Annotated in this window: 22 protein-coding genes; 18 read left to right on the top strand and 4 right to left on the bottom strand. The window is 68.5% G+C overall.

Annotated elements, in window-relative coordinates; all coding sequences use genetic code 11:
* The first annotated feature begins 53 nt into the window (after window positions 1-53).
* The 11 genes from DM816_RS01925 to DM816_RS01875 all read left to right on the top strand — a co-directional run bounded on the left by DM816_RS01925 (window position 54) and on the right by DM816_RS01875 (window position 9,141).
* Window positions 54-770, top strand: a complete 717-nt coding sequence (locus DM816_RS01925; RefSeq protein ID WP_117208291.1) for a cell division protein SepF — start codon at window positions 54-56, stop codon at window positions 768-770.
* Between the two features lie 30 nt (window positions 771-800).
* Entirely contained in the window at window positions 801-1,094 is a 294-nt protein-coding gene (locus tag DM816_RS01920) for a YggT family protein (RefSeq protein ID WP_117208317.1), read from the top strand.
* Window positions 1,095-1,146: 52 nt separating this feature from the next.
* Window positions 1,147-1,908 carry a DivIVA domain-containing protein gene (locus DM816_RS01915; protein WP_117208290.1) on the top strand — a complete coding sequence of 254 codons (762 nt, stop codon included), beginning with the start codon at window positions 1,147-1,149 and terminating at the stop codon, window positions 1,906-1,908.
* A 207-nt stretch (window positions 1,909-2,115) separates the two neighbouring features.
* Window positions 2,116-2,736, top strand: a complete 621-nt coding sequence (locus tag DM816_RS01910) for a hypothetical protein (protein ID WP_117208289.1) — start codon at window positions 2,116-2,118, stop codon at window positions 2,734-2,736.
* A 203-nt stretch (window positions 2,737-2,939) separates the two neighbouring features.
* A complete protein-coding gene (locus tag DM816_RS01905) occupies window positions 2,940-3,257 on the top strand; it encodes a DUF167 domain-containing protein (RefSeq protein ID WP_117208288.1) in 318 nt (105 codons plus the stop codon).
* The gene (locus DM816_RS01900) at window positions 3,254-4,753 is read left to right on the top strand and encodes a potassium/proton antiporter (protein WP_117208287.1); all 1,500 of its coding nucleotides are present in this window, start codon (window positions 3,254-3,256) and stop codon (window positions 4,751-4,753) included. Before DM816_RS01905 ends, DM816_RS01900 begins: the two co-directional genes overlap by 4 nt.
* Before the next feature lie 404 nt (window positions 4,754-5,157).
* Window positions 5,158-5,616 carry a TraR/DksA family transcriptional regulator gene (locus DM816_RS01895; RefSeq protein ID WP_117208316.1) on the top strand — a complete coding sequence of 153 codons (459 nt, stop codon included), beginning with the start codon at window positions 5,158-5,160 and terminating at the stop codon, window positions 5,614-5,616.
* A complete protein-coding gene (gene lspA, locus DM816_RS01890) occupies window positions 5,617-6,186 on the top strand; it encodes a signal peptidase II (RefSeq protein WP_117208286.1) in 570 nt (189 codons plus the stop codon).
* A complete protein-coding gene (locus tag DM816_RS01885; RefSeq protein WP_117208285.1) occupies window positions 6,176-7,102 on the top strand; it encodes an RluA family pseudouridine synthase in 927 nt (308 codons plus the stop codon). The genes lspA and DM816_RS01885 overlap by 11 nt, the downstream gene beginning before the upstream one ends.
* A gap of 61 nt (window positions 7,103-7,163) precedes the next feature.
* Window positions 7,164-8,108: a hypothetical protein gene (locus DM816_RS01880; RefSeq protein WP_117208284.1), complete on the top strand. Its 945-nt coding sequence runs from the start codon at window positions 7,164-7,166 to the stop codon at window positions 8,106-8,108.
* A 79-nt stretch (window positions 8,109-8,187) separates the two neighbouring features.
* A complete protein-coding gene (locus tag DM816_RS01875) occupies window positions 8,188-9,141 on the top strand; it encodes a MinD/ParA family ATP-binding protein (RefSeq protein WP_425455202.1) in 954 nt (317 codons plus the stop codon).
* Between the two features lie 30 nt (window positions 9,142-9,171).
* Here DM816_RS01875 and DM816_RS01870 read toward each other — a convergent pair whose 3' ends face one another.
* The 3 genes from DM816_RS01870 to dnaE form a co-directional block, all read right to left on the bottom strand.
* Window positions 9,172-11,889, bottom strand: coding sequence for a COR domain-containing protein (locus DM816_RS01870; protein ID WP_117208282.1), 2,718 nt, complete (start codon window positions 11,887-11,889; stop codon window positions 9,172-9,174).
* A gap of 82 nt (window positions 11,890-11,971) precedes the next feature.
* On the bottom strand, window positions 11,972-12,355 hold the full coding sequence (locus tag DM816_RS01865) for a VOC family protein (protein ID WP_117208281.1): 384 nt from the start codon (window positions 12,353-12,355) through the stop codon (window positions 11,972-11,974).
* 169 nt (window positions 12,356-12,524) lie between these two features.
* The gene (gene dnaE / locus DM816_RS01860) at window positions 12,525-16,076 is read right to left on the bottom strand and encodes a DNA polymerase III subunit alpha (RefSeq protein ID WP_117208315.1); all 3,552 of its coding nucleotides are present in this window, start codon (window positions 16,074-16,076) and stop codon (window positions 12,525-12,527) included.
* A gap of 63 nt (window positions 16,077-16,139) precedes the next feature.
* On the opposite strand from dnaE, the gene DM816_RS01855 reads away from it, so the two are divergent.
* Entirely contained in the window at window positions 16,140-16,892 is a 753-nt protein-coding gene (locus DM816_RS01855; RefSeq protein WP_162907007.1) for a DUF2567 domain-containing protein, read from the top strand.
* Here the strand turns inward: DM816_RS01855 and DM816_RS01850 are convergent.
* On the bottom strand, window positions 16,798-17,481 hold the full coding sequence (locus DM816_RS01850) for an LON peptidase substrate-binding domain-containing protein (RefSeq protein ID WP_117208279.1): 684 nt from the start codon (window positions 17,479-17,481) through the stop codon (window positions 16,798-16,800). The genes DM816_RS01855 and DM816_RS01850 overlap by 95 nt on opposite strands.
* Window positions 17,482-17,554: 73 nt before the next feature.
* On the opposite strand from DM816_RS01850, the gene hisD reads away from it, so the two are divergent.
* From hisD to priA, 6 genes are all read left to right on the top strand, one after another.
* Window positions 17,555-18,829, top strand: a complete 1,275-nt coding sequence (gene hisD / locus DM816_RS01845) for a histidinol dehydrogenase (protein WP_117208278.1) — start codon at window positions 17,555-17,557, stop codon at window positions 18,827-18,829.
* A gap of 52 nt (window positions 18,830-18,881) precedes the next feature.
* Window positions 18,882-19,943, top strand: coding sequence for a histidinol-phosphate transaminase (locus tag DM816_RS01840; RefSeq protein ID WP_246001444.1), 1,062 nt, complete (start codon window positions 18,882-18,884; stop codon window positions 19,941-19,943).
* Window positions 19,940-20,545 carry an imidazoleglycerol-phosphate dehydratase HisB gene (hisB, locus tag DM816_RS01835; protein ID WP_117208276.1) on the top strand — a complete coding sequence of 202 codons (606 nt, stop codon included), beginning with the start codon at window positions 19,940-19,942 and terminating at the stop codon, window positions 20,543-20,545. The genes DM816_RS01840 and hisB overlap by 4 nt, the downstream gene beginning before the upstream one ends.
* A gap of 67 nt (window positions 20,546-20,612) precedes the next feature.
* On the top strand, window positions 20,613-21,239 hold the full coding sequence (gene hisH / locus DM816_RS01830) for an imidazole glycerol phosphate synthase subunit HisH (protein ID WP_117208275.1): 627 nt from the start codon (window positions 20,613-20,615) through the stop codon (window positions 21,237-21,239).
* Window positions 21,232-21,564, top strand: coding sequence for a hypothetical protein (locus tag DM816_RS01825; protein ID WP_162907006.1), 333 nt, complete (start codon window positions 21,232-21,234; stop codon window positions 21,562-21,564). The genes hisH and DM816_RS01825 overlap by 8 nt, the downstream gene beginning before the upstream one ends.
* Window positions 21,565-21,566: 2 nt before the next feature.
* On the top strand, window positions 21,567-22,289 hold the full coding sequence (gene priA, locus DM816_RS01820) for a bifunctional 1-(5-phosphoribosyl)-5-((5-phosphoribosylamino)methylideneamino)imidazole-4-carboxamide isomerase/phosphoribosylanthranilate isomerase PriA (protein WP_117208273.1): 723 nt from the start codon (window positions 21,567-21,569) through the stop codon (window positions 22,287-22,289).
* Window positions 22,290-22,430: the final 141 nt, after the last annotated feature.

Below are 22,430 nucleotides of genomic sequence, written 5' to 3'. Positions count from 1 at the left end.
AGCGGCATAAGGCACGGGGGACTGTGCCGCACGGCGGACGGAGGGGCGCGGAAATGGGCGCACTTAGGAAGGCGGGGGTCTGGCTCGGCCTGGTCGAAGACGATGACGACCTGGAGTACGACGACGCCCCGGCTGAGTCCTACTCCCGTTACCGCGACCGCGACCGTGGCACCTCTTCGCGGCGCGCCGAGGAGCGGCGCGATCGGTTCGACGACTTCGACGACGACGAAGAGCTCGACGTGACGCCGGTCAGGCGGCGCCGTCCCACGCGGCTGGAGGCCGATGACACTCCCGCCGAGCCGGTGGCATCGCCCCGCTCGGCCGTTGAGGCACGCCTGGAGCAGGCGCGCGCCGAGCGCGCGACGGTCCGCCCGATCACCCGGCCGGTCTCGGCCGCACCGGCGGCCGGCACGGGCACCCGGGAAAACCTTGCCCTGGCACCGCAGCCGCAACCGCTGCAGCGAGTCGCCCCGGCGGCCGAGGACGACCGCCGGACACAGATCACTACCCTGCACCCCACGACTTACAACGAGGCAAGGCAGATTGGGGAGCGCTTTCGGGATGGTTCTCCGGTCATCATGAACCTCACCGAAATGGACGAAGCGGACGCGAAGCGGCTGGTGGACTTCGCGGCGGGACTTGCGTTCGGGTTGCGCGGTACGATCGAGCGCGTGACCAACCGGGTGTTCCTGCTCTCACCGGCCAACGTCCAGGTCACCGCGGAGGACAAGGCCAAGATAGCCGAGGGTGGGTTCCTGAATCACAGTTAGCCCGAGCGAGGGACCCCCACTGACGTGTACATGTCGATCGTGCTCCAGGTAGTTCACATTGCGTTAAACGTCTTCTTGCTGACGCTCATCGCCAGGTTCATCATGAGTTTTGTGCTGACGACAGGGCGTCGATGGCGGCCGGGGCGGGGAGCCGCTGCGGCGCTGGAGGTCGTGTGGAGCGTCACTGATCCGCCCCTCAAAGCGTTGAGGCGTGTGATCCCACCTTTGCGCCTTGGTACCGTGAGCATCGACCTGCCCTCCATACTCTTGCTGATTATCCTGTTCCTGCTGATGTTTCTCGTTGCAGCGCTGATCCCAGCGTGACCCCCACGCGAAGACCAGCCCAACGCGGCCGCGACTGACCCGAGGAGTTTCGATGCCGCTCACCCCGGCCGACGTGCACAACGTGGCCTTCAAGAAGCCCCCTATCGGCAAGCGGGGTTACGACGAAGAAGAGGTCGACGCCTTCCTCGACGAGGTCGAGCGCGAACTCGCCCGCTTGATCGAGGAAAACACCGAGCTGCGCATGCAGGTCGAGCGTGGTGGCGGGCGTGCGGCGCCGGCCGGGCCGGGCCCTGACCCCCGCCTGGCCGCGGAGCTCAACGAAATGAAGTCCCAGCTCGACCGGATCCAGCGGGAGAAGGTCGCCGCCGAGCAGGCCGCCCGCGCGATGTCGGCCGAGCTGGAGCAGCTGCGCGCCGCCGGCGGTGGCCCGATGGTCGGCCCCGATGGCGAGCAGCAGGCGCTGCGCGTGCTGATGATGGCCCAGCGCACCGCGGACGATCACGTGTCGGACGCCCGGCGCGAGGCCGACAAGGTGCTCTCGGAGGCGCGCTCCAAGGCCGAGGAGGTCACGCGCGACGCGCGGGCCAAGGCCGACGCGCTCGAGCGCGACGCCCGCCAGCGCCACCAGGAGGCGATCAGCGGTCTGGACGCCAAGCGCACCGCGCTGCAGCAGCACATCGACACGCTCAAGCAGTTCGAGCGCGAATACCGCACCCGGCTCAAGGCCTACCTGGAAAGCCAGCTGCGCGACCTGGAGGGCCGCGGCCAGTCGCTGGAGGCCGAGATCGGGCGCGAAGGTGCGGGCAGCGGCGGCCTCGCCGCGGCGGGCACCGGCGCGTTCAACGGCCGCTAGGGTCATGATCGCAGGCGGCCCATCGCGGGCCGTCACCGTTGTTGGTGGCCCGGGAGCGGGCCGCCAACGCCAGGCGGCCCGCCGGGCCGTCGACCGCAAGTTGAAATAAACCTGTCGCCGGAACCCCCCTCGACGCATCCTTCGGCGGCGGTGCACTGTCATATGTATCGATGACACTCTGGATGCCCGACGCGGCGGGGGTGAGCTGTGATTGTTGCAAGTCTCGTGCTCATCCTCGGCGCCGTCGCGCTGCTCGTGCTGGGCCTGGCGAACCAGTCAAGCGGATTGCTTGTCGGTTCGATCGGAACCAGCCTGCTGGCCGCGGTGGCCCTCGTGGTGGGGGTTCGTCAAGCCGCCGCCGCGCGTGCCGCGGCGGACCTCGATGAGGACGAGCAGTTCGACGACGCCGAGGGTGACGACTGGGCCGACCGGCCGACGTCGCGCTATGACACGCGTGAAGTCGAGCACGCGCGGGCGATGGTCCCGCCACGGGAGCCGATGGAGCGGGAGGCGGTTGAGCGTTCCGCCCCGGTCGGGGTGAGTGTGCCGTCCCAGCCGCTCCACGACGACGACCTCGACGACGAGGACCCGCCGGACGAGCCGGTCGCGCAGCGGGTCACCGCGGCCGACGCCGCCCGGGTGGCGCGGATGAGCACCGAGGTCCTGGTCATCGACGGGCGGCCGCGTTACCACGTGGCCGGGTGCGTGCACCTGCTCGGGCGGCCCTACGAACCACTGCCGGTCTCGGAAGCGGTGGAGCTGGGGTTCAGCCCGTGCGGGCTGTGCGAGCCGGACAGTGCATTGCTCGCCGACGCCCGGCGCGTCTGACCCGTTTGTTGGGGCGGGTGGCCGTTGTCGGGACGGTGCCCGATGATCCGTAGGGTGGCCGACTGCCGTACGGCAGAATTGGCGGGTTCGCGGCGATGGGCGCGTTCGATTTGTGTGTGGCGAAGCCCTTGCAAATCGCGACGCCACCATCGTCTTTAAGGCGAATCCGCCGCGCGTTGCTTTGCACGCGCCAGAATAACGGCATGCCGCGCCGCCCTTCCCATGATGATGAAGTCGTGATCGCCGTCCGGGTCAAACCGGGGGCCTCGCGAACGCGTGTGGGCGGGCGGCATGACGGGCCGCACGGGTCGGCGGTGGTGCTCGCCGTGCAGGAGCGGGCCGTGGACGGCCGTGCCACCGAGGCGGCCCGCCGGGCGCTCGCCGAGGCGCTCGGGGTGTCCAAAGCGGACGTCTCCCTGCGCTCGGGCGCGGCCGCCCGGGACAAGCTGTTCACCGTGCATCACCCACCCTCCGATGTGGACGAACGGGTGGGGCGCCTCATGCGAGACGACCCGTCATGACGCTGGTCGGGGACGTGGTCGTGCTCCTGGCGGCGGCCGTCCTGCTGGTGTCGGTCGCGGCCGTACGGTGGTCGAGCCGCCTGGGCGTGCCGAGTCTGTTGGTGTACCTCGCGATCGGTGTGCTGCTCGGGGAGTCGTTCCTGGGCATCCAGTTTTCCGACGCGCAGCTGGCCCGCTTGCTGGGCACGCTCGCGCTGGTGCTGATCATCGCGGAGGGTGGCCTCACCGAGCGCTGGAGCCGCATGCGGCCCGTGCTCGGCCTCTCGCTGTCGCTCGCCACCATCGGTGTGCTGGTCAGCGTCGGTGTGGTGGCGGTTTGCACCCACTATCTGCTCGGCTTCGACTGGCGCACCTCGGCTCTGGTCGGCGCGGTGATCTCGTCCACCGACGCGGCGGCCATTTTCTCGGTGTTCCGGCGGCTGCGCGTCAGCCCGCGGCTGAAGGCCGCGCTGGAGTCGGAATCGGGCATCAACGATCCGGTCGCCATCCTGCTGGTGATCCTGCTGTCCGCGCCGGGCGGGGAGGCGCAGTGGTGGTGGGTCGCGCTCATGATCGTTTACGAGCTGGTGGTCGGCCTGCTGATCGGGGTCTTGGCGGGGGCCTTGGGCGTGTGGCTGCTGCGCCGGGCGGCGCTGCCGGCGGCGGGCCTGTACCCCATCGCGGCCGTGGGGTTGACCGTGCTCGCCTATGCGGCCGGGTCGGTGGTGCACGCCTCGGGATTCATGGCGGTCTACGTGTCGGCGCTGGTGCTTGGCAACGCCAGACTCCCGCACCGTCAGGCGATCATGGGTTTCGCCGACGGTGTGGCGTGGCTCGCGCAGATCGGCCTGTTCATCATGCTCGGCCTGCTGGTGTCCCCGCCCGGCCTGCCCGGGGTGCTCATCCCGGCGCTGCTCATCGGTTTGGTGCTCACGCTGGTGGCGCGGCCGCTGTCGGTGCTGGTGTGCGCCACGCCGTTTCGGGTCGGGTGGCGGCAGCAGACGTTCCTGTCGTGGGCGGGCCTGCGCGGGGCCGTGCCGATCGTGTTTGCCACGATCCCGCTGGCCCAGGGCACGCCGCACGCCGTGTGGATCTTCAACGTGGTGTTCGTGCTCGTGGTGATCTACACGCTGCTGCAGGCGACCACGCTGCCCACGGCCGCGGCATGGCTCGGCGTCGGGGCGCCCGAGGAGGCGACCGAGCTGCGGGTGGAGACCGCGCCACTGGAGCGGATGCGTGCCGACCTGCTTCAGCTCGATGTGCCGCCGGGATCGCAGTTGGCCGGTGTGCACCTCGATGAGCTGCGGCTCCCGGTCGGGGCCGCGGTCACCCTCGTGCTGCGCGACGGGGTCGGATTCGTGCCGGGGCGGGACACGAGGCTCAAGACCGGGGACAGCCTGTTGATCGTGACGACGGATGAGGTACGAGATGAGGCGGAGCGACGTTTAAGGGCGGTATCCAGGCGGGGAAGACTTGCCCGCTGGTTCGGGGAAGACGGCGTTGAACGCGGCAATTAGGTGGTATCTTCCCTTTTAACAATTTTTCGGGCGAATACCCGACCAACTACACACACAACGCGTGGCAGGTTTGTGGAGCGTTCATACGTTCCGTATCCTTGCCACCCTATCTACGTGTGCGCGGCGGAAGCCGCGCACGGCGTTTTGCATGTGGGGGAGCCATGGCAGAGCGGGCAGCACGCACGAGCAAGGGCAACGGCACCGCCGCGACGAAACACAGTGCCGCAGACGATGCCGGATCCGCAAAGACGCGTGCCCACAAGTCAGCACCAACCACGGCGGCCAAGCCGGCCGCCGCGAAAAGCAAGCCGGCGGCGGCGAAGAAATCCGCGGCCGAGCCCCCCGTTCAGGCAAAACCGAGGGCCGCGAAGTCCGCTGAGACCCAGCCGGCCGAGGGAGCGACGATGGTCAAACCTGCTGAATCCAAGACCGCCAGCCGCGCCGCGGGCAAGGCTCCGGCCGAGCAGTCCAAGCCCGCCGACGGCGGGAAGAAGGGCACGCGCAGCGCCGCCGAGACCGAGAAGATCAGGCTGGCCCTGACCGCGCGCCGCGACGAGCTCCAAGAGGAGTATGACCAGACGCTTACCGAGATCACCGAGCTGCAGCGCGACCGGCTGACCGACTCGGCAGGCGACGATCAGGCCGACACGGGCACGAAGACCTTCGAGCGCGAGCAGGAGATCACGCTGGCCAACGCCATCCTGGAGCGGGTCAACCAGGTCGAGCGCGCGCTGGAGCGGCTCGACGAGGGCACCTACGGCTACTGCGAGCGGTGCGGCAACCCGATCCCGGTCGAGCGCCTGGCCGCGTTCCCGTCTGCCACACTGTGCGTGTCCTGCAAGCAACTGGAAGAGCGGCGATAGATGGTTCAGTCCACTGTGGAGTCACAGGAGCGGCAGGGTGACAGCAGGCCCCGTGCGCGCCGTGGCGCACAGGTCTGGCTCGCCGTGGTGGCGGCGGTCGCGCTGGTGCTCGACCTGGCCAGCAAGGAGCTCGCGACGAAGCTGCTCGACCCGGCCGAGCCGGTCAAGCTGCTGGGCGGCGCGCTCTACCTGTCGCTTACCCGCAACGCGGGCGCGGCGTTCAGCCTGTTCCGCGACTTCACGTTCGTGTTCCCGATCATCACGCTCGGGGTCGTGGTCTGGATCGGATGGATGGCGCGCACGCTGCGCTCGATGCCGTGGGCGATCTCGCTCGGGCTGGTGCTCGGCGGCGCGCTGGGCAACCTGGTGGACCGCCTCTTCCGTGCCCCGGCCCCGTTCCACGGGCACGTGGTCGACTTCTTCAGCCTGTTCGACCCGCACGGTCAGGTGTGGCCGATCTTCAACGTCGCCGACATGGCCCTCGTGAGCGGGGTCGTGCTGGCTGTTCTCCTTGAGCTGCTTGGTAGGCACCGCGACGGTACTCGCATAAAAGAAAAAAATGGCGGATAAAAGAACGCTGCCGATACCTGACGGGCTCGATGGGATGCGCCTCGATCAGGCGGTGTCCCGCCTCTTTGGACTGTCCCGCACGGTGGCGGCCAACCTGGTCGAAAGCGGTGACGTCCTGGTCGACGGGCAGCCCGGGGCCAAGTCGGAGAAGGTGACCGGGGGAAGCTGGCTCGACGTGGTGCTGCCCGCGCCACCGACCGCGCCCGAGGTGATCGCGGAGAGGGTCGAGGGGCTCGACGTCATCTACAGCGATGACGACATCGCGGTGGTCGACAAGCCGGTCGGGGTCGCGGCGCACCCGAGTCCGGGTTGGACCGGCCCAACCGTGATCGGTGGGCTGGCGGGCATGGGGCACACCATCGCGACGAGTGGCGCGGCGGAGCGTCAGGGCATCGTGCACCGGTTGGACGTCGGCACGACGGGCGTCATGGTGGTGGCCAAAAGCGAGTATGCGTATAGCTTTCTGAAGCGAGCGTTCAAAACCCGCGAGGTCGACAAGCGGTACCACGCGGTGGTTCAAGGGCAATTGGATCCTTTGAGGGGGACGGTCGACGCGCCCATCGACCGGCATCCCACCCATGACTACAGGTTCGCCGTGATGTCGGGTGGAAAGCCGAGTGTCACCCATTACGACACGCTTGAGGCGTTTCCTGCCGCTAGCCTGGTGGACGTGAGGTTGGAAACCGGCCGGACCCATCAGATCCGGGTCCACTTCTCCGCGATGCGCCACCCGTGCGTGGGCGACCTGACCTACGGCGCCGACCCCACGCTCGCGGCCCGGCTCGGCCTGCAGCGGCAATGGCTGCACGCGCGGGCACTGTCCTTTGTGCACCCGACGACCGGTGATGAGGTGACGTTCGTCAGCGAGTACCCGGCCGATCTTGCCCACGCGCTCGACCTGCTGCGCGCGTCATGAACGAGGGCTTGCCCCGAGCGAATCGGCGGCCGTTCGTCCCGGAGCGCGGCGGAGGAACGTCATGAGGGGCGTCTTGCGGCATCTGGACGAGGTAATCGTGCCTCGGCTCGGGCGCGGTCTGGCTCGGGTCGCGGGCTGGGGCCGTTCCGGGCGCTGGCGGTTGCGTGTCATCACCGCGCTGGCGCTGGCCGGATCCGCGGCCGTGCTCGTGACCGTGGTGTGGGCCAGCCACAGCAAGGCACCCGGCGGCCGGGCGCCCGCGGCCAAACCGGTCGTCCACGTGGGAGTGGCGCAGGGTCAATCCATCCCCACCTATCTGGCGACCAGCCGCAGCGAGCTCAAGACGCTGCTCACGCAGACCGGCCCGGCGGCGCCGGCCGAGACCTACGCCCTGGTGAGCCTGCGCACCTATCTGGCCGCCGATCGGCTCACGCCGGTGCTTGGCGGGGTCTCGGTGGCCGAGGTCTATGCTCGGGTCCAGCTGCCCAACGCGCAGACCCAGATCGTGAAGATCCCGGCGTTCCGCCTGCCCGACGACGTCTTCGCGGGCATGCAGAAGGTGGCGACGCGCAAGGAAGCCGAGGCCAACGAGTTCAAGGGGCTCGCGGCGAAACTGAGCGAAACCGTCGAGGCCGAAGGCAGGTTGCGGCAGACCTATCTGGTGGGCGCGGCGACGGCCGCGGCCGAGGCGGCTGCCTACCGCAGCGGATGCAGTTGTGTGTACGCGGCCGTGGTGCGCGCGACGCCGGCGGCGCTCGATCAGATCGCGGCCCGGCCTGAGGTGCGCGCGGTCGACCCCGCGCCCGAGGTGTTGCGCCTCGACCAGGCGGTCTTCCTTGCGCCGCTGCCCGAACAGCAGGACATCGTGCCATCGTCCGCACCGGCCCCGCCGCAGTCGCCGACACCCCGTCCGGCGTCGCCGAAGCCCACCCCATCGAGTGTTGTTCCGAGCGTCTCACCAGTGGTATCCGCTTCACCAATGCCTAGCATCGAACCGCGTCGTTGAACCCTCAGATAGGCCCGTATGGGTCTTAAGTAGGGATGGCTGCGGCTCTCGCGAACGCATAGGGTGGTGACTCGACGACATGAGGTGGGGAGGCGCAGCGGTGGACCGGCGCTGGCAGGGCGAACCAACGCCGCGATGGCGCCTGCTGCTCGACCGCGCCCGCATCCCGCAGTCGCCCGCGGCGCCGCAGGTGCCGGGGCAATACGACTGGCGTCCCGCGCAGGCACCGTCCGAACTGGAGCAGGAATACGCCATTTTGCGGCGCGAGCTGCGCAGCCCGAAGATCCTGGCCTTCGCCAACCCCAAGGGAGGGGTGCACAAGACCACCGCGACCGTGCTCGCGGCAGCGACGATCGGTGGGGCCCGTGGGCGGGGCGTGATCGCGTGGGACGACAACGAGCTGCGCGGCACGTTGGGGTTGCGCGCGGGCAGTGCCCGGCACGCGCGCACGATCCGGCACCTGCTGCGCGATCTCGCTGAGCTGGAAGGACTTGCGGGGCACCAGGTCGCCGAGCGGCTCGACGACTACCTGCGGCACGCGTCGGACGGGACCTACGATGTGCTTGCGGGAGAAGAGAATCCGCGCTTCGCCCAGCGGCTCGACCAGCACACGGTGCGCCGGGTGCTGGAGCTGCTGTCCCGCACCCACGACGTCATCTGCGTGGACACGGGCAACAACGTGGAGAGCGCCAACTGGCAGACCGTGCTGCGCGCGTGCGATCAGCTGGTTATCACGTCGGTGCCGCGCGAGGACGCGGCCTTCACCGCCGACTGGATGATCGACCTGCTGCACGAGACAGGCCTCGGCGAGATCGCCAACAACGCGGTGACCGTGCTGTCGTCCGCGATGCCCGGCCATTCGCCCATGCTGGAAGATCTGCGCCGGCACTTCGCATCGCGCACGCGGGCGGTTGTGACCGTGCCGTTCGACCCGTCGCTGGAGACCGGTTCTTCAATCGACTACGCGCAGCTTCAGCCGACCACGAAGCGGGCGTGGGTCACGGCGGCCGCGACCATGATGGCCAACCTCTGACCGCTCGTGTTCGGCCGCGATGCGTGCCGCTCAGGTCTCCGGGATCTCCGGCAGGCCGGGGTCGTGCAGGTGCCGGTGAGCCGTGCAGATCCAGATGTACTCCCCGGTCGGGGTCATGAGGCGGGACAGGCCACCGAAGTGACGTGCGGGATCCTGGGCGAACAGAAACGTCCGGAAGCCGCGCAGCGCGCTGCCCTCCGCGGGGGTCAGCGAGCCCGGCGCCGTGGTTGACGCCTGGGCGAGGTCGGCCTGGGGCTCCTGCGGCACCGGCAGGCGATCGACGATCGTCGCCATGAGGTCGAGCTGCTTGCGTATGTCGGCGATCCCGGCCGCGGTCATCTCGCCGACGGAGATCGTGATGGGTACCAAGAGCTTGAGCGCTTTGAGGGTCACGATGAGGTAGGGGCCGATGGCGGCCAGCCATTGTTCCCGGCGTTCGACCGTGTAGCGCGCTTCTGGTACCGGATGCCAGGAACCGGGATGCTCGCACCAGAGTGTCACCTCGATCGGCCTGAATCCGAACTTCAACCGCTTCAGGTTCAAGCCGGTGTAGCGGCCCTTGGTGATCGTGAACAGCCGCGGACAGTCGACCACCTCTTGGCCGGCCGCTGTGATCAATTGCCGCAGGTGATTGGCGGTGTCGGCGGCGTACGCGGCCGAGATCCCCGCCTGCACGGCGAGGCGTTCCACGCCGTCGCGCATGTTGCCGATCTGGTCGGCGAGCAGGTCGAGCCGTTCGCTCAGCGGGCCAGGGTGCAGCGAGAAGCCCGTGAGCAGTTCGTTGACGTCGTGATCACGCTGGCAGTTCAGGCAGGGGTAGGTCAGCTCGAACCGCTCCGCCCCCACGACGACGCCGGATGCTGTGCTCCTCCCGGCATTTCTTGCGGTGCTTGCCCTTTCGCGGTAGCGGAGCAGCCCTTCGAGCGGGAACCGGCCCGTGCACCCGGCAACCGGGCACGGCACGTGAAGCGCGAACGGCAGGCCCGGCCACCGCCTGGCAATGAGCCCCTCGACGCTGTCGCGCAGCACGTTGAAGAACAGATCGGGGGACGGCGCCCGCACCTCTATCGCCAGCGTCCGGTCTCCTTTGAGCTCGACAAGCGCCTCGGAGTCGTACTCCTCGATCGGGTGGCGCAGGAACACGCCGTGCCGCCAATGCCTGCTGGTGGTCGCGTCATGGTGGCGGACCGTCAGCCAGGCCACCAGGCCCGGTGGTGCCGGTTCGCCCAGCTCGCAGACGAGGCGCAGGACCCGTTTGCCGTCGGCGACAGGGTCGGACGGCTCCCACGGCAACGGTGGCCGTTCGAACGGAACCAGCTGGGCCACGAGGCTGCGGTGGTGGTCATGCACCAGCCGATAGGAGACGTCGAACTTCTCCATGAGCCGCAAGAAGAACGGATAATGGGTGACGTCGTACTGCCCGAGCTCGGCGTTCTGCCCCCAAATCATGCGCAGATCCAGATGGTCCAGCACGCCCCCGTTGGCGCGCACTTTCGCATCCTCCAGCACGTAACTGATCGCACGGGTCAGCCACTCGGGATTGAGCACGACGATGTCCCGAAGCCCGTCATCGTCGCCGTAATAAATGATCTGGCCGAGTTCGTGCAGCAGTTCGGCGAAGGAGGACACCTCGTTCTCGCCCACTCTGGCGGCCAAGCACAGCTTTTCGAACTCGTCGAACGTCACCTGCGGTCGCTCACCGGCGATGGACATCACCGCATCCCGTGCGGCCGCCCACCGCGTGCTGAAGATCTGCCCCATCTGCGGTAGCTGCGAGCCGAATTGCGCCACGGCCGACCGCAGTCGCGCCAGGCCCGCGCCGGTCCGGCTGTCCACCGCGAACTCGCCCGCCAGCAGGGCGCCGAACTCCGATTTCAGCCGCGGATAGTCGAGCTCCGGTTGGCGCTCGGCGGCATGGGTGGCCACCACGAAAGCGATCGCATCCGATCCGGTACGCAGCCGGATGCGGCGCAGCCACGCCTCGACCTCGTTTTGCTCCTGCCCCTCCCGGGCGTGCCATACAACGAGGTAGATGGCGTGTCGGCTGAAGAAGAACTGATGGGTGACCCGATAGACCTCCTGGCCGCCGAAATCCCAGGCGCGAAGGACCATGTCGACGTCGAGGCGGGGATGGGGGACGGTCAGCTCGCGAATCTGGATGCCGTGCGTCGTCGGCCTCCCGTTGACGAACTCCTCCCGCCGCAGCGCGGCCACCAGCGAGGTCTTGCCCACATTGCCCTCCCCGACGAGCAGGACCTTGGCCTCGTACTGCGGGATGCCGTCGCCAAGACTCCGCAGATATGCGGCCAGTTGCGCGCCACCGCGCCGCCAAAGATCGAGAATCGGTTCGGCCAGCGGATTGCCGTGCAGTCGCAAGGTCAGCTGCCCTGTCTCCAGCAATGGCGCGAGCGAGGCGGGCAGTGTGGTGAGCCGGTTCTCGCGCAGGTCGAGCAGCTCCAGCTGGCGAAGCGAACCCAACTCGGACGGCAGCTCGGTGAGGGCGTTGCCGCCCAGATCCAGCTCGCGAAGCTGGAAAAGTCGGCCGATCTCCGGGGGAAGGGCGGTCAGATCGTTCCCGGAAAGATCCAGGCGGCGCAGGTTGCGCAGCCTTCCGATGGCCGGCGGCAACCGGCGTAGCGAATTGCCGTAGAGCACGAGAGCCTCGGCATAGCTGGCGTCGGGAACTTCCTCTGGCAACTCCGTAAGGCCTTTACGCGCCAGATAGATCGTTCTCGACACCGCCGTCACCGGTACATCATGGCGATCGGGCCGGATGGCCCGTATCGACTGAACGGCCTGTCCAGGCTGCCCCGAGTGACCTGGCCGGTGCTCATTCCCAGAGTTGGGCGTTGTGCGCCTGCATGGCCTCGGTGGTGTCCGGGAGGACGCAGAACGGCAGCCCCGCCGGGTCGCGCATGACCCACCAGTGGTTCACCTGCTGGACACGTTGCGCGCCAAGCGCTTCCAGCCGTGCGACCTCGGCCTCCACGTCGTCGGTGTGGATGTCGACGTGGACGCGGCTCTCGCCCTCCTGTAGATGCTGGATCAGCAGGCCCATGTCGTCGCCCGGCAGCATGGCGCTGTGAAACTCCGGGAAGCGCTCGTGCCGCTTGTGCGGGCTGCCCGTGGCGGCCTGCCAGAACTCGACCTCGCGAGCGTGCAGGCCGCCCGGCACGTCGATCACGATTTGAGAGATCCTGCTGTAGTGCGCCATGGCCCTACTCTATGGGCCATGTTTTCCATGACACTGTCCAGGCCGCCCTGCTCGGCGTGATGTCCTTCGTCGTCGGCATGGTCACCCTGCTTCTCGCTCCCAACGCACCGCGATGTGAAAGGCCGGCAAGCCCGTAGCGAGGCGGGAGACGACCGCAACGGCCGGGCGGTCAGCGGCCGAAGCCGACGGCTCCCGCGCCCAGCAGGGCCTTGAGGTCGGCCATGAGGGCGGTGCTGGCGTCGACGCGCTGCGGGCCGAGGCGGTACAGGGTGGATTTAGGGCCCACCATCAACCGCAGATGAACCTCGACCTGGCCAGGATGTTGCTTGAGCACATCGCTGAGCTTGTTGACGATCGGCGGGGTGCAGCGGGTCGCCTGCAGGGTCACCACGATCGGAGCCTCGTCGCTGGCGCTGACGTTGGTGTCGGGCAGCGACATGTCCATCGCCATGACGCGCGCCTGGTCGTCGCGCCGGTCGACCCGGCCCTTGACCACGACGATCGCGTCCTCGGCGATGTATTGCCCGATTAGCTCATAAGTGTTGGGGAAGAACAGGACTTCGACCGCGCCGTCCAGATCCTCCAATGTGGCCGATGCCCACGCCTTGCCCTGCTTGGTGATCCGGCGCTGCACACCGGACAGGATGCCGGCGAGGTTGACCACCGCGCCGTCGGGCACGTTGCCCTCCTCCGACAGAGCGGCGATGGACATGTCGGCGGCGTTGGACAGCAGGCGTTCGAGGCCGAAGAGCGGGTGGTCGGAGACGTAGAGGCCGAGCATCTCGCGCTCGAACATGAGCAGGTCGGACTTGTCCCACTCGCTGGTTGGGATGGGCGGGTTGGTGATGACGCTGGGTGCGGCCACGCCACCGTTTTCCTCGCCGAAGAAGGACCCGAACAGGTCGAACTGGCCGACCGCCTCGTTGCGCTTGACGTCCATGTAGGAGTCGATGGCATCGGCGTGCACGGACAGCAGACCCTTGCGGGTGTGGCCGAGCGAGTCGAACGCGCCGGCCTTGATGAGCGACTCGATGGTGCGCTTGTTGCACGCCACGGCATCGACCTTGCGCAGGAAGTCGTAGAAGTCGGTGAAGGCGCCCTTTTCCTTGCGGGCGCGGACGATCGCCTCCACGACGTTGGCGCCCACGTTGCGCACGGCGGCGAGGCCGAACCGGATGTCGTCGCCCACGGCCGAGAAGCGGGCGCGCGAGGCGTTGACGTCGGGCGGCAGCACCTTGATGCCCATGCGGCGGCACTCGGCCAGGTAGACCGCGGACTTGTCCTTGTCATCGCCGACGCTGGTGAGCAGCGCGGCCATGTATTCGGCCGGATAGTTGGCCTTGAGATAGGCCGTCCAGTAGGAGACCAGACCGTAACCGGCGGTGTGCGCCTTGTTGAAGGCGTAGTCCGAGAACGGTACCAGGATATCCCAAAGGGTTTTGATCGCCTCGTCGGAATAACCGTTGCTGCGCATGCCCTCGGAGAACGGGATGTATTCCTTGTCGAGAATCTCCTTCTTCTTCTTGCCCATCGCGCGCCGGAGCAGGTCGGCGGCGCCCAGCGAGTAGCCCGCGAGCTTCTGCGCGATCGCCATGACCTGCTCCTGGTAGACGATAAGGCCGTAGGTGTCGCCCAGGATCTCGGACAGCGGCTCCTCAAGCTCTTTGTGAATGGGCACAACGGGTTTGCGGTTGTTCTTGCGGTCGGCATAGTCGTTGTGCGCGTTGGCGCCCATCGGGCCGGGGCGATAGAGCGCGAGCACGGCCGAGATGTCTTCGAAGTTGTCGGGCACCATCGAGCGCAGCAGCGAGCGCATCGGCCCACCGTCCAATTGGAACACCCCGAGGGTGTCACCGCGGGCCAGCAGCTCGTAGGTGGGCTTGTCGTCGAGCGGAAGCTCTTCCAGCACAAGGTCTTTCTCGCGGTTGGCCTTGATGCCTTCCAGGCAGTCGTCCATCACGGTGAGGTTGCGCAGGCCCAGGAAGTCCATCTTGAGCAGGCCGATGGACTCGCATGCGCCCATGTCCCACTGGGTGATGATGGCGCCGTCCTGCTCGCGCTTCATGATGGGCAGCACGTCCATCAGCGGCTCGCCGGACAGGATCACGCCGGCCGCGTGCACACCCCATTGGCGCTTAAGGCCTTCGAGCCCCTTGGCGGTGTCGACCACCTTCTTGGTGTCGGCGTCGGACTCGTAGAGCGCGCGGAATTCGACCGCTTCGGGATAGCGCGGGTGGTTGGCGTCGAAGATCCCGCTCAGCGGGATGTCCTTGCCCATCACGGGCGGGGGCATCGCCTTGGTTATCTTGTCGCCTATGGCAAACGGGTAGCCAAGCACGCGGGCCGCGTCTTTGATGGCGGCCTTGGCCTTGATGGTGCCGTACGTGATGATCTGCGCGACCCGCTCCTCGCCCCACCGCTCGGTGGCGTAACGGATCATGTCGCCGCGCCGACGCTCGTCAAAGTCCATGTCGATGTCGGGCATCGACACGCGCTCGGGGTTGAGGAACCGCTCGAACAGCAGGCCGTGCGCCATCGGATCGAGCTCGGTGATGCGCAGCGCGTAGGCGATCAGCGCGCCAGCCGCCGAACCGCGGCCCGGCCCGACCCGGATGCCCTCCTTGCGCGCGTACGCGCACAGGTCGGCCACGACGAGGAAGTAGCCGGGGAAGCCCATCTTGCAGATGACGTCGAGCTCGTAGTCGGCCTGGCGTAGTCTGTCCTCCGGAACGCCGCCGGGGAAACGCTCCCGAAGGCCGCGGTGGACTTCCTCTCTCAACCAGGTCTCTTCCGAATATCCTTCTGGTACGGGGAAAGAGGGCATCAGGTCGCGGGACGCGAACACCTCTTTGTAGTCACCGATCCGCTCGGCGATCTCCAGGGTGTTGTCGCACGCGCCCGGCACCTCGGCGTCCCACAGCGCCCGCATCTCGTCGGGCGACTTGAGATAGAAGTCGCGCGCGTCGAACTTGAACCGCTTCGGATCGGCCAGAGTCGATCCACTTTGGACGCACAGCAGCACCTCGTGCGCGTCGGCGTCGCCGGCGAACGTGTAGTGCAAGTCGTTGGTGGCCACCGGTTTGAGCCCCAGACGCTTGCCCAGCCTGAGTAGATCCTGGCGGACCCGAGTCTCGATGCTCAGGCCGTGGTCCATCAGTTCGAGGTAGAAGTTGTCCGCCCCGAAGATGTCTTGGAACTCTCCGGCCGATGCGCACGCCTTCTCGAAGTCGCCGATGCGCAGCCAGGTCTGGATCTCACCGGACGGGCACCCGGTCGTGGTGATCAGTCCCTTGCCGTAGGTGTGCAGGAGCTCACGGTCGGCGCGCGGCTTGTAGAAATAGCCCTCCAGGCTCGACAGCGACTGCATCCGGAACAGGTTGCGCAGCCCGTCGGCGTCGGCCGCGAGCATCGTCATGTGCGTGTATGCGCCGCCACCGGAAACGTCGTTTTCGCCGCCCTCCGCCCAGCGCACGCGAGTGCGCTCAAACCGGGACGTGTTAGGCGTCAAGTAACTCTCTACGCCGATGATGGGTTTGACGCCCGCGCCGACCGCCTGCTTGTAGAAGTCGTAGGCGCCATACATATTGCCGTGGTCGGTCATCGCCAGGGCGGGCATGCCCAGCCGCGCGGTCTCGGAGAACAGCGACTTCAGCCGGGCCGCACCGTCCAACATGGAGTACTCGGTGTGCACGTGCAGGTGTACGAAAGACCGGCTCCCCATGTTGGCCAACCCTAGGCCATGGGCGCCGGGTCCGGCGACAGCCCCACCGCATACGATCTACGGATGCGCCGTGATAGGGGCCGTGAGCTGATCTTCGGGCTGGTGGTGGCACTCGCCACAGCCATCCTCGGGGTTCTTCTTGGATTCATCTGGTACCTCGTGGCGCCGCCACTGCCCCTGAGGAAGGTTCAGGGTGGGCTGGCCTACATCGCCCCCGACCCCGAGCAGCAGGTGGCACAGGACGGGTGGTTCGCCATCCTCGGGTTGATCTTCGGGATCGTGGTCTCGGTGGCGGTGTGGGTGATCGCGCGGGCGTGGCGCGGGCCGATCCAGCTGTTCGCGGTCACCGTGGGCGCGGTCGGGGCGGGGTTTCTGGCCTGGGTTGTGGGCACGCAGATCGGCGCGTCCGGATACGAGGAGCGGCTAGCCGCGGCGCCCATGGACGCGATCGTGCAGCGGCCGCCGGAACTGTCGGCGACAAGCACGAAGACGTGTGTGCCATATACGGATCAGTGCGTGACCACGCGGGGCGGCGACCTGCTCGTGCCCGCGCTCGGTGCGGTCATCAGCTATGCGGTGCTCGCCGGGTGGTCACGTTGGCCGAGCCTGCGGCGCCGGGAGGAGGAGGAATACGAGGCGATGGCGGAAGCGTCGCAATTGCCCGTGCCGCCGCCCGATCCCGCGCAGGGCTGGCACCAGCCGTGGCCCGGCCACACGCCGCCTAGTTCATCGTCGGAGCCGGGCCAAGCTGGGCCAGGGTGGCCGGAACCGCCCGGATCTCCGCCAGCAGGGCCGTCTCGCGGGCCAGCAGCTTGAGCTCGGCGAGCAGGCGGGTCGCCGTGTCGGGCGCGCTCAGCAGGGCCTGCCGGTCGGCGACGGTCAGCGCGGAGGTCGCCGCGACGAGGTGGGACAGGACGACCGGGTCGGCCGGGAGCTGATCGTCGGCCCCACCGCGCAGCACGCTCAGGTATTCGCGGAAGCGCGCGAGCACGCGCGGGGCAAGCTCGATGGCGGCCGCGTCGGCGGGCGGCTCGGGCAGATATTCGACGCCGGCGATGGGGTAGGGCTGCGGGGTCGGCAGGAAGCCGGTGATCCGGAACCGGCGCGCGCCGACCGTGACGATGTCGAACCGCCCGTCGGCGTGCTCGGTGATCTGGCGGATCTGCGCGACGCAGCCGACCTCGTGCACGACCACCTCGGACGTGGTGATCCCGTTGTGTGGTGGCGGCAGCACCTCCAGCCCGCGGTCGATGGCCACCACGCCGAACTCGCGCGGCGTGCCGTCGGGCATGTCGCGCAGGTGCCGGATCAGCTGACGCCATCGATCCTCGAAGATGTGCAGCGGCAGCACCAGGCCAGGGAACAGCACCGTCCCGAGGGGGAACAGGGGAAGCGTGCCGGTCACATTCGAAGCCTACTGTCCCAATCGCTGGGCATCTCGCCAGGCTTTGTCGGACCGGCGAACTAGACTTTCCCCCGTGTTGAGCCGCATCGACCTACGTGGGAAAACGACCGATCCGAGACGCATCCTGCCGCGCGCGCAGTTCGACGTGTCCCATGCGGTCGAGCAGATCCGCCCGTTGGTCGAGGCGGTTCGCGACCATGGCGCGGCCGCCGTGCGCCAGGCCACACTGCGCTTCGACGGGGTCGATCTGGAGCGGTTCCGGGTGCCCGTGACCGATGTCGGGCTCGATTCCGACGTGCGGGCCGCGCTTGAGGAGGCGATCGCGCGGGTGCGCAAGGTCCACGAGGATCAGCGCCGGCGCGAGGTGGTCACCCAGGTGGTGCCCGGCGGCACGGTGACCGAGCGGTGGATTCCGGTGTCGCGGGTGGGGCTCTACGTGCCCGGCGGATTGGCGATGTATCCGTCGACGGTCGTGATGAACGTGGTGCCCGCACAGGTCGCGGGCGTCAAGGAGCTCGTGGTGTGCAGCCCGCCGCAGAAGGAGACGGGCCTGCCCGACGCGCGCGTGCTTGCCGCCTGCGCGCTGCTCGGTGTGGAGGAGGTCTACGCGGTCGGCGGGGCACAGGCGATCGCGATGCTGGCCTACGGCACCGAGGAGTGCGCGCCGGTCGACCTGATCACCGGGCCGGGCAACGTGTGGGTGACGGCCGCGAAACGGTTGGTGCGCGGCGTGGTCGGCATCGACGCCGAGGCCGGGCCGACCGAGATCGCCATCCTGGCCGACGACACGGCCGACCCGGTGCACGTGGCCGCCGACCTGGTCAGCCAGGCCGAGCATGATCCGCTCGCGGCGAGCGTCCTGGTGACGACGTCGGCGGAGTTGGCCGACGCGGTGGACGAGGAGCTGCGGGCGCAGGTGGCGCAGACCAAGCACATGGAGCGGATCGCGGCCGCGCTGAGCGGGCCGCAATCGGGCACGGTGCTGGTGTCGTCGCTGGACCAGGGGCTGGCCGTGGTCAACGCCTACGCGGCCGAGCACCTGGAAATCCAGACACGCGACGCGCGAGCCGTCGCCGATCGGGTGACGAGCGCGGGCGCCATCTTCGTGGGGCCCTATTCGCCCGTGTCCCTTGGGGATTACTGCGCGGGGTCCAACCACGTGCTGCCGACGGGCGGGTGTGCCCGGCACTCCAGCGGGCTGAGCGTGCAGTCGTTCCTGCGCGGCGTGCACATCGTTGAATACGACGAGGCGGCGCTCAAGGACGTGGCGCATCACGTGGTCACGCTGGCCAATGTGGAAGACCTGCCGGCGCACGGGCAGGCCGTGTCTGCGAGGTTCCGGTCGTGAGGGAGTTGCGCGGGTCGAGGGCCGTCGGTGCGCTGATCGAGGATGGTGTGGCGTGAGAGAGTTGCTGCGCGCGGAGTTGCGGGGGTTGACGGCCTACGGGGCGCCGCAGATCGACGTGCCGGTTCGGTTGAACACCAACGAAAATTCCTATCCGCTGCCGCCGCATGTGGCGCAGGCGGTGGCCAAGGCGGTCGCCGACGAGGTCACCGGGCTCAACCGCTATCCCGATCGCGACTCGGTGGAGTTGCGCAAGGATCTGGCGGACTATCTCGGGCATGGGCTCGGCGCCGACCGGGTGTGGGCGGCCAACGGGTCCAATGAGGTGCAGCAGCAGCTGTTGCAGGCGTTCGCGGGGCCGGGGCGGGTGGCGCTCGGGTTCGGGCCGGCCTATTCGATGCATCCGTTGCTCGCGGTGGGCACGGCGACCACGTGGGTCGACGGCGGGCGCGACGGCGACTTCGGGTTGACCGCCTCTCGGGTGGTGGAGCAGGTGCGGGCGCACCGGCCGCATGTGACCTTCCTGTGTTCGCCCAACAATCCGACGGGCACGGCGCTCGACCCGGCCGTGGCGCAGGCCGTGCTCGAAGAGCGGCAGGGGATCGTGGTCGTCGACGAGGCCTACGCGGAGTTCCGCCGACCGGGCACGGCGTCGGCGCTGACGCTGCTCGACCGGTACCCCCAACTGGTTGTCACCAGGACCATGAGCAAGGCTTTCGCCTTCGCGGGAGCCAGGGTGGGCTACTTCGCCGCCGATCCGTCCATTGTGGACGCTGTGCAGCTGGTGCGCCTGCCCTACCACCTGTCGGCGCTGACCCAGGCGGCGGCGCGGGCGGCGCTGGCGCATGCCGGTGCGCTGCTGGAGACCGTCGACGAGCTCAAGGCGCAGCGCGACCGGATCGTGCGCGAGCTGCGGGAAATGGGCTTGACGGTGGCCGATTCCGATGCCAACTTCGTGTTGTTCGGGCGGTTCGAGGATCAGCGGGCGGTGTGGCAGGCGTTGCTGGATCGAGGCGTGCTGGTGCGAGATGTCGGGCTGAGCGGCTGGCTGCGGGTGACCGCGGGCACGCCCGACGAGACGAGTGCGTTTCTCGCGGCGATGAAGGAGTTGGCGTGAGCAGGGTCGGGCGGGTCGAGCGGGCCACCAAGGAGACGTCGGTCAAGGTGGAGATCGACCTCGACGGGACGGGGCGGGCCGACATCAGCACGGGCGTCGGGTTCTACGACCACATGCTGAATCAAATCGCGCGGCACGGCGGGTTCGACCTGACCGTGCACACCGAGGGCGACCTTGAGATCGACGCGCATCACACCATGGAGGACACGGCGCTCGCACTGGGCGAGGCGTTCGCGCAGGCGCTGGGCGACAAGGCGGGCATCCGGCGCTACGGCGACGCGGTGATCCCGATGGACGAGGTGCTCGTGCAGGCGGCCGTGGACCTGTCGGGGCGGCCCTACGTGGTGCACGACGAGCCGATGGACCTCGCGCCATACATCGGGCCGGTCTATCCGACCAGCATGACGCGGCACATCTTCGAGTCGTTCGGGTTCACGGCGCGAATCACCTTGCATGTCAACGTCTTGCGGGCCGCTCGCCCCGGGCAGCGACCCGATGCGCACCACGTGGTGGAGGCGCAGTTCAAGGCGGTCGCGCGGGCGTTGCGTGAGGCCGTGGCCATCGTGGGTGGCGGGATCCCCTCGACGAAGGGGGCGTTGTGACGTCGGTGGTGGTGCTCGATTGCGGGTTGGGCAATCTGGGTTCGGCTTCGCTTATGGGGGCGGCGTTATGACGTCGGTGGTGGTGCTCGATTACGGGTCGGGCAACCTGCGCTCGGCGGAGCGGGCGCTCGCGGCGACGGGCGCGTCGGTCACGGTGACGTCCGATTTGGACGCTGCGGTGGCGTGCGATGGGCTCGTGGTGCCGGGAGTGGGCGCGTTCGCGGCGTGCATGGCGGGCGTCGAGGCGCTCGCGGCCGGGCCGGTGATCGCCGAGCGGGTGGCGGCCGGGCGCCCGGTGCTGGGCATCTGCGTCGGCATGCAGATCATGTTCGAGTCGGGTGAGGAGCACGGGGTCGTGACCAAGGGGCTGGGCCTGCTGCCCGGCAGCGTGACCCGGCTTGCCGCGCGGCGTGTGCCGCACATGGGGTGGAACCTGCTCGACGCGCCTTCCTCGTCCGTGTTGTTCGAGGGGATCGCGGCCGATGCGCGGGCATACTTCGTGCACTCCTACGCGGTGACCCCAAACGCCGAATTGGACAGTGTGGCGCTGGTGACCACGTCCACGCACGAGTCGGCCACGTTCGTGGCGGCGGCCGAGCGCGGGCCGCTGGCCGTGACCCAGTTCCACCCGGAGAAGTCCGGGGCCGTGGGCGCCGCCCTGCTGCGCAACTGGGTGGCCTCCGTTCATGGCTAAGGTGCGCAAGCAGCGCCGCGCGGAGCGGGAGCTGCGGATGCAGGCCGCGCGCGAGCAGGAGGCGGCACGGGCGGCGAAACGGCTGCGGCGGCGGGAGTTGTGGCGGCGGGTGACGCTGCAGAAGTTGCGGCAGCGCAGTTCCGGGCGGCTGTTCGCGCGGCGCTCGCCTGGGCAGCGGGCGTTCGTCGGCGTGCTGGCGCTGCTGATCCTGGTCGTCATCTGGAGCGTGGTGCCCTCGTTGGCGTTGAAGGTGGCGCTCAGCCTGCTGTTCATGCTCGCGCTGCCGGTGTTGGTGATCGTGGCCTTTGATCGAAGGGGATCGTAGAAATGGCGCTCACGCTGCTTCCCGCGGTGGATGTCGCGAATGGACAGGCCGTGCGGCTGGTGCAGGGCGACGCGGCCCGGCAGACGTCATACGGCGACCCGTTCGCCGCGGCCATGGACTTCCAGGAGCGCGGTGCGGAGTGGATCCACCTGGTGGACCTCGACGCGGCGTTCGGGCGCGGGTCCAACGCCGAGCTGCTCGCCGATGTCGTGGGCCGGCTGGACGTGAAGGTCGAGCTGTCGGGCGGCATCCGCGACGACGACTCGCTGCGCCGGGCGCTCGCGACGGGTGCGGCGCGGGTCAACATCGGCACGGCGGCGCTGGAGGATCCGGAGTGGTGCGACCGGGTCGTGGGCGAGTTCGGCGATCGGGTCGCGGTCGGGTTGGATGTGCGCGGGCGCATGCTTTCGGCGCGGGGCTGGACACGTGACGGTGGCGACCTGTATGAGGTGCTCGAAAGGCTCGACAAGGCGGGCTGCGCGCGCTATGTGGTGACCGACATCCACAAGGACGGCACGATGCAGGGGCCCAATCTGCAACTGCTGCGCGACGTGTGCGCCGCAACGGATGCACCCGTTATCGCGAGCGGCGGTGTGTCCACATTGGACGATCTGCGGGCGTTGGCCACGCTGGAGCCGGTCGGGGTCGAGGGCGTCATCACGGGAAAGGCGCTCTATGCGGGCGCGTTCACGGTGGAGGAAGCGCTGGCCGTGCTTGCCGGCTAGGGCGCATCTGGCAGATTTTGGTTTCGGTCGATAGACCGAGGTGGCCAAGGTGAGCAGGCCGAGCATCCGCCCAGGCCGTGGCCCGGACCGCGGCCATGGCGACGGCGCCCGCCCTAGCGCCGATTCGAGGACCTTGAGTGC

The organism is Allorhizocola rhizosphaerae (genome assembly GCF_003426775.1).
Classification (GTDB): domain Bacteria; phylum Actinomycetota; class Actinomycetes; order Mycobacteriales; family Micromonosporaceae; genus Allorhizocola; species Allorhizocola rhizosphaerae.
The sequence above is the reverse complement of the archived record's forward strand: the minus strand, read 5'-3'. Positions and strand labels throughout refer to the sequence as shown.

What these genes read in the sequence shown, in the direction of transcription:
- DM816_RS01925 (WP_117208291.1), top strand. Translation starts at nt 54, where the DNA reads ATGGGCGCACTTAGGAAGGCGGGGGTCTGGCTCGGCCTGGTCGAAGAC.
- DM816_RS01920 (WP_117208317.1), top strand. Translation starts at nt 801, where the DNA reads ATGTCGATCGTGCTCCAGGTAGTTCACATTGCGTTAAACGTCTTCTTG.
- DM816_RS01915 (WP_117208290.1), top strand. Translation starts at nt 1,147, where the DNA reads ATGCCGCTCACCCCGGCCGACGTGCACAACGTGGCCTTCAAGAAGCCC.
- DM816_RS01905 (WP_117208288.1), top strand. Translation starts at nt 2,940, where the DNA reads ATGCCGCGCCGCCCTTCCCATGATGATGAAGTCGTGATCGCCGTCCGG.
- DM816_RS01900 (WP_117208287.1), top strand. Translation starts at nt 3,254, where the DNA reads ATGACGCTGGTCGGGGACGTGGTCGTGCTCCTGGCGGCGGCCGTCCTG.
- DM816_RS01895 (WP_117208316.1), top strand. Translation starts at nt 5,158, where the DNA reads ATGGTCAAACCTGCTGAATCCAAGACCGCCAGCCGCGCCGCGGGCAAG.
- lspA (WP_117208286.1), top strand. Translation starts at nt 5,617, where the DNA reads ATGGTTCAGTCCACTGTGGAGTCACAGGAGCGGCAGGGTGACAGCAGG.
- DM816_RS01885 (WP_117208285.1), top strand. Translation starts at nt 6,176, where the DNA reads ATGGCGGATAAAAGAACGCTGCCGATACCTGACGGGCTCGATGGGATG.
- DM816_RS01880 (WP_117208284.1), top strand. Translation starts at nt 7,164, where the DNA reads ATGAGGGGCGTCTTGCGGCATCTGGACGAGGTAATCGTGCCTCGGCTC.
- DM816_RS01875 (WP_425455202.1), top strand. Translation starts at nt 8,188, where the DNA reads ATGAGGTGGGGAGGCGCAGCGGTGGACCGGCGCTGGCAGGGCGAACCA.
- DM816_RS01865 (WP_117208281.1), bottom strand. Translation starts at nt 12,355, where the DNA reads ATGGCGCACTACAGCAGGATCTCTCAAATCGTGATCGACGTGCCGGGC.
- dnaE (WP_117208315.1), bottom strand. Translation starts at nt 16,076, where the DNA reads ATGGGGAGCCGGTCTTTCGTACACCTGCACGTGCACACCGAGTACTCC.
- DM816_RS01855 (WP_162907007.1), top strand. Translation starts at nt 16,140, where the DNA reads ATGCGCCGTGATAGGGGCCGTGAGCTGATCTTCGGGCTGGTGGTGGCA.
- hisH (WP_117208275.1), top strand. Translation starts at nt 20,613, where the DNA reads ATGACGTCGGTGGTGGTGCTCGATTACGGGTCGGGCAACCTGCGCTCG.
- DM816_RS01825 (WP_162907006.1), top strand. Translation starts at nt 21,232, where the DNA reads ATGGCTAAGGTGCGCAAGCAGCGCCGCGCGGAGCGGGAGCTGCGGATG.
- priA (WP_117208273.1), top strand. Translation starts at nt 21,567, where the DNA reads ATGGCGCTCACGCTGCTTCCCGCGGTGGATGTCGCGAATGGACAGGCC.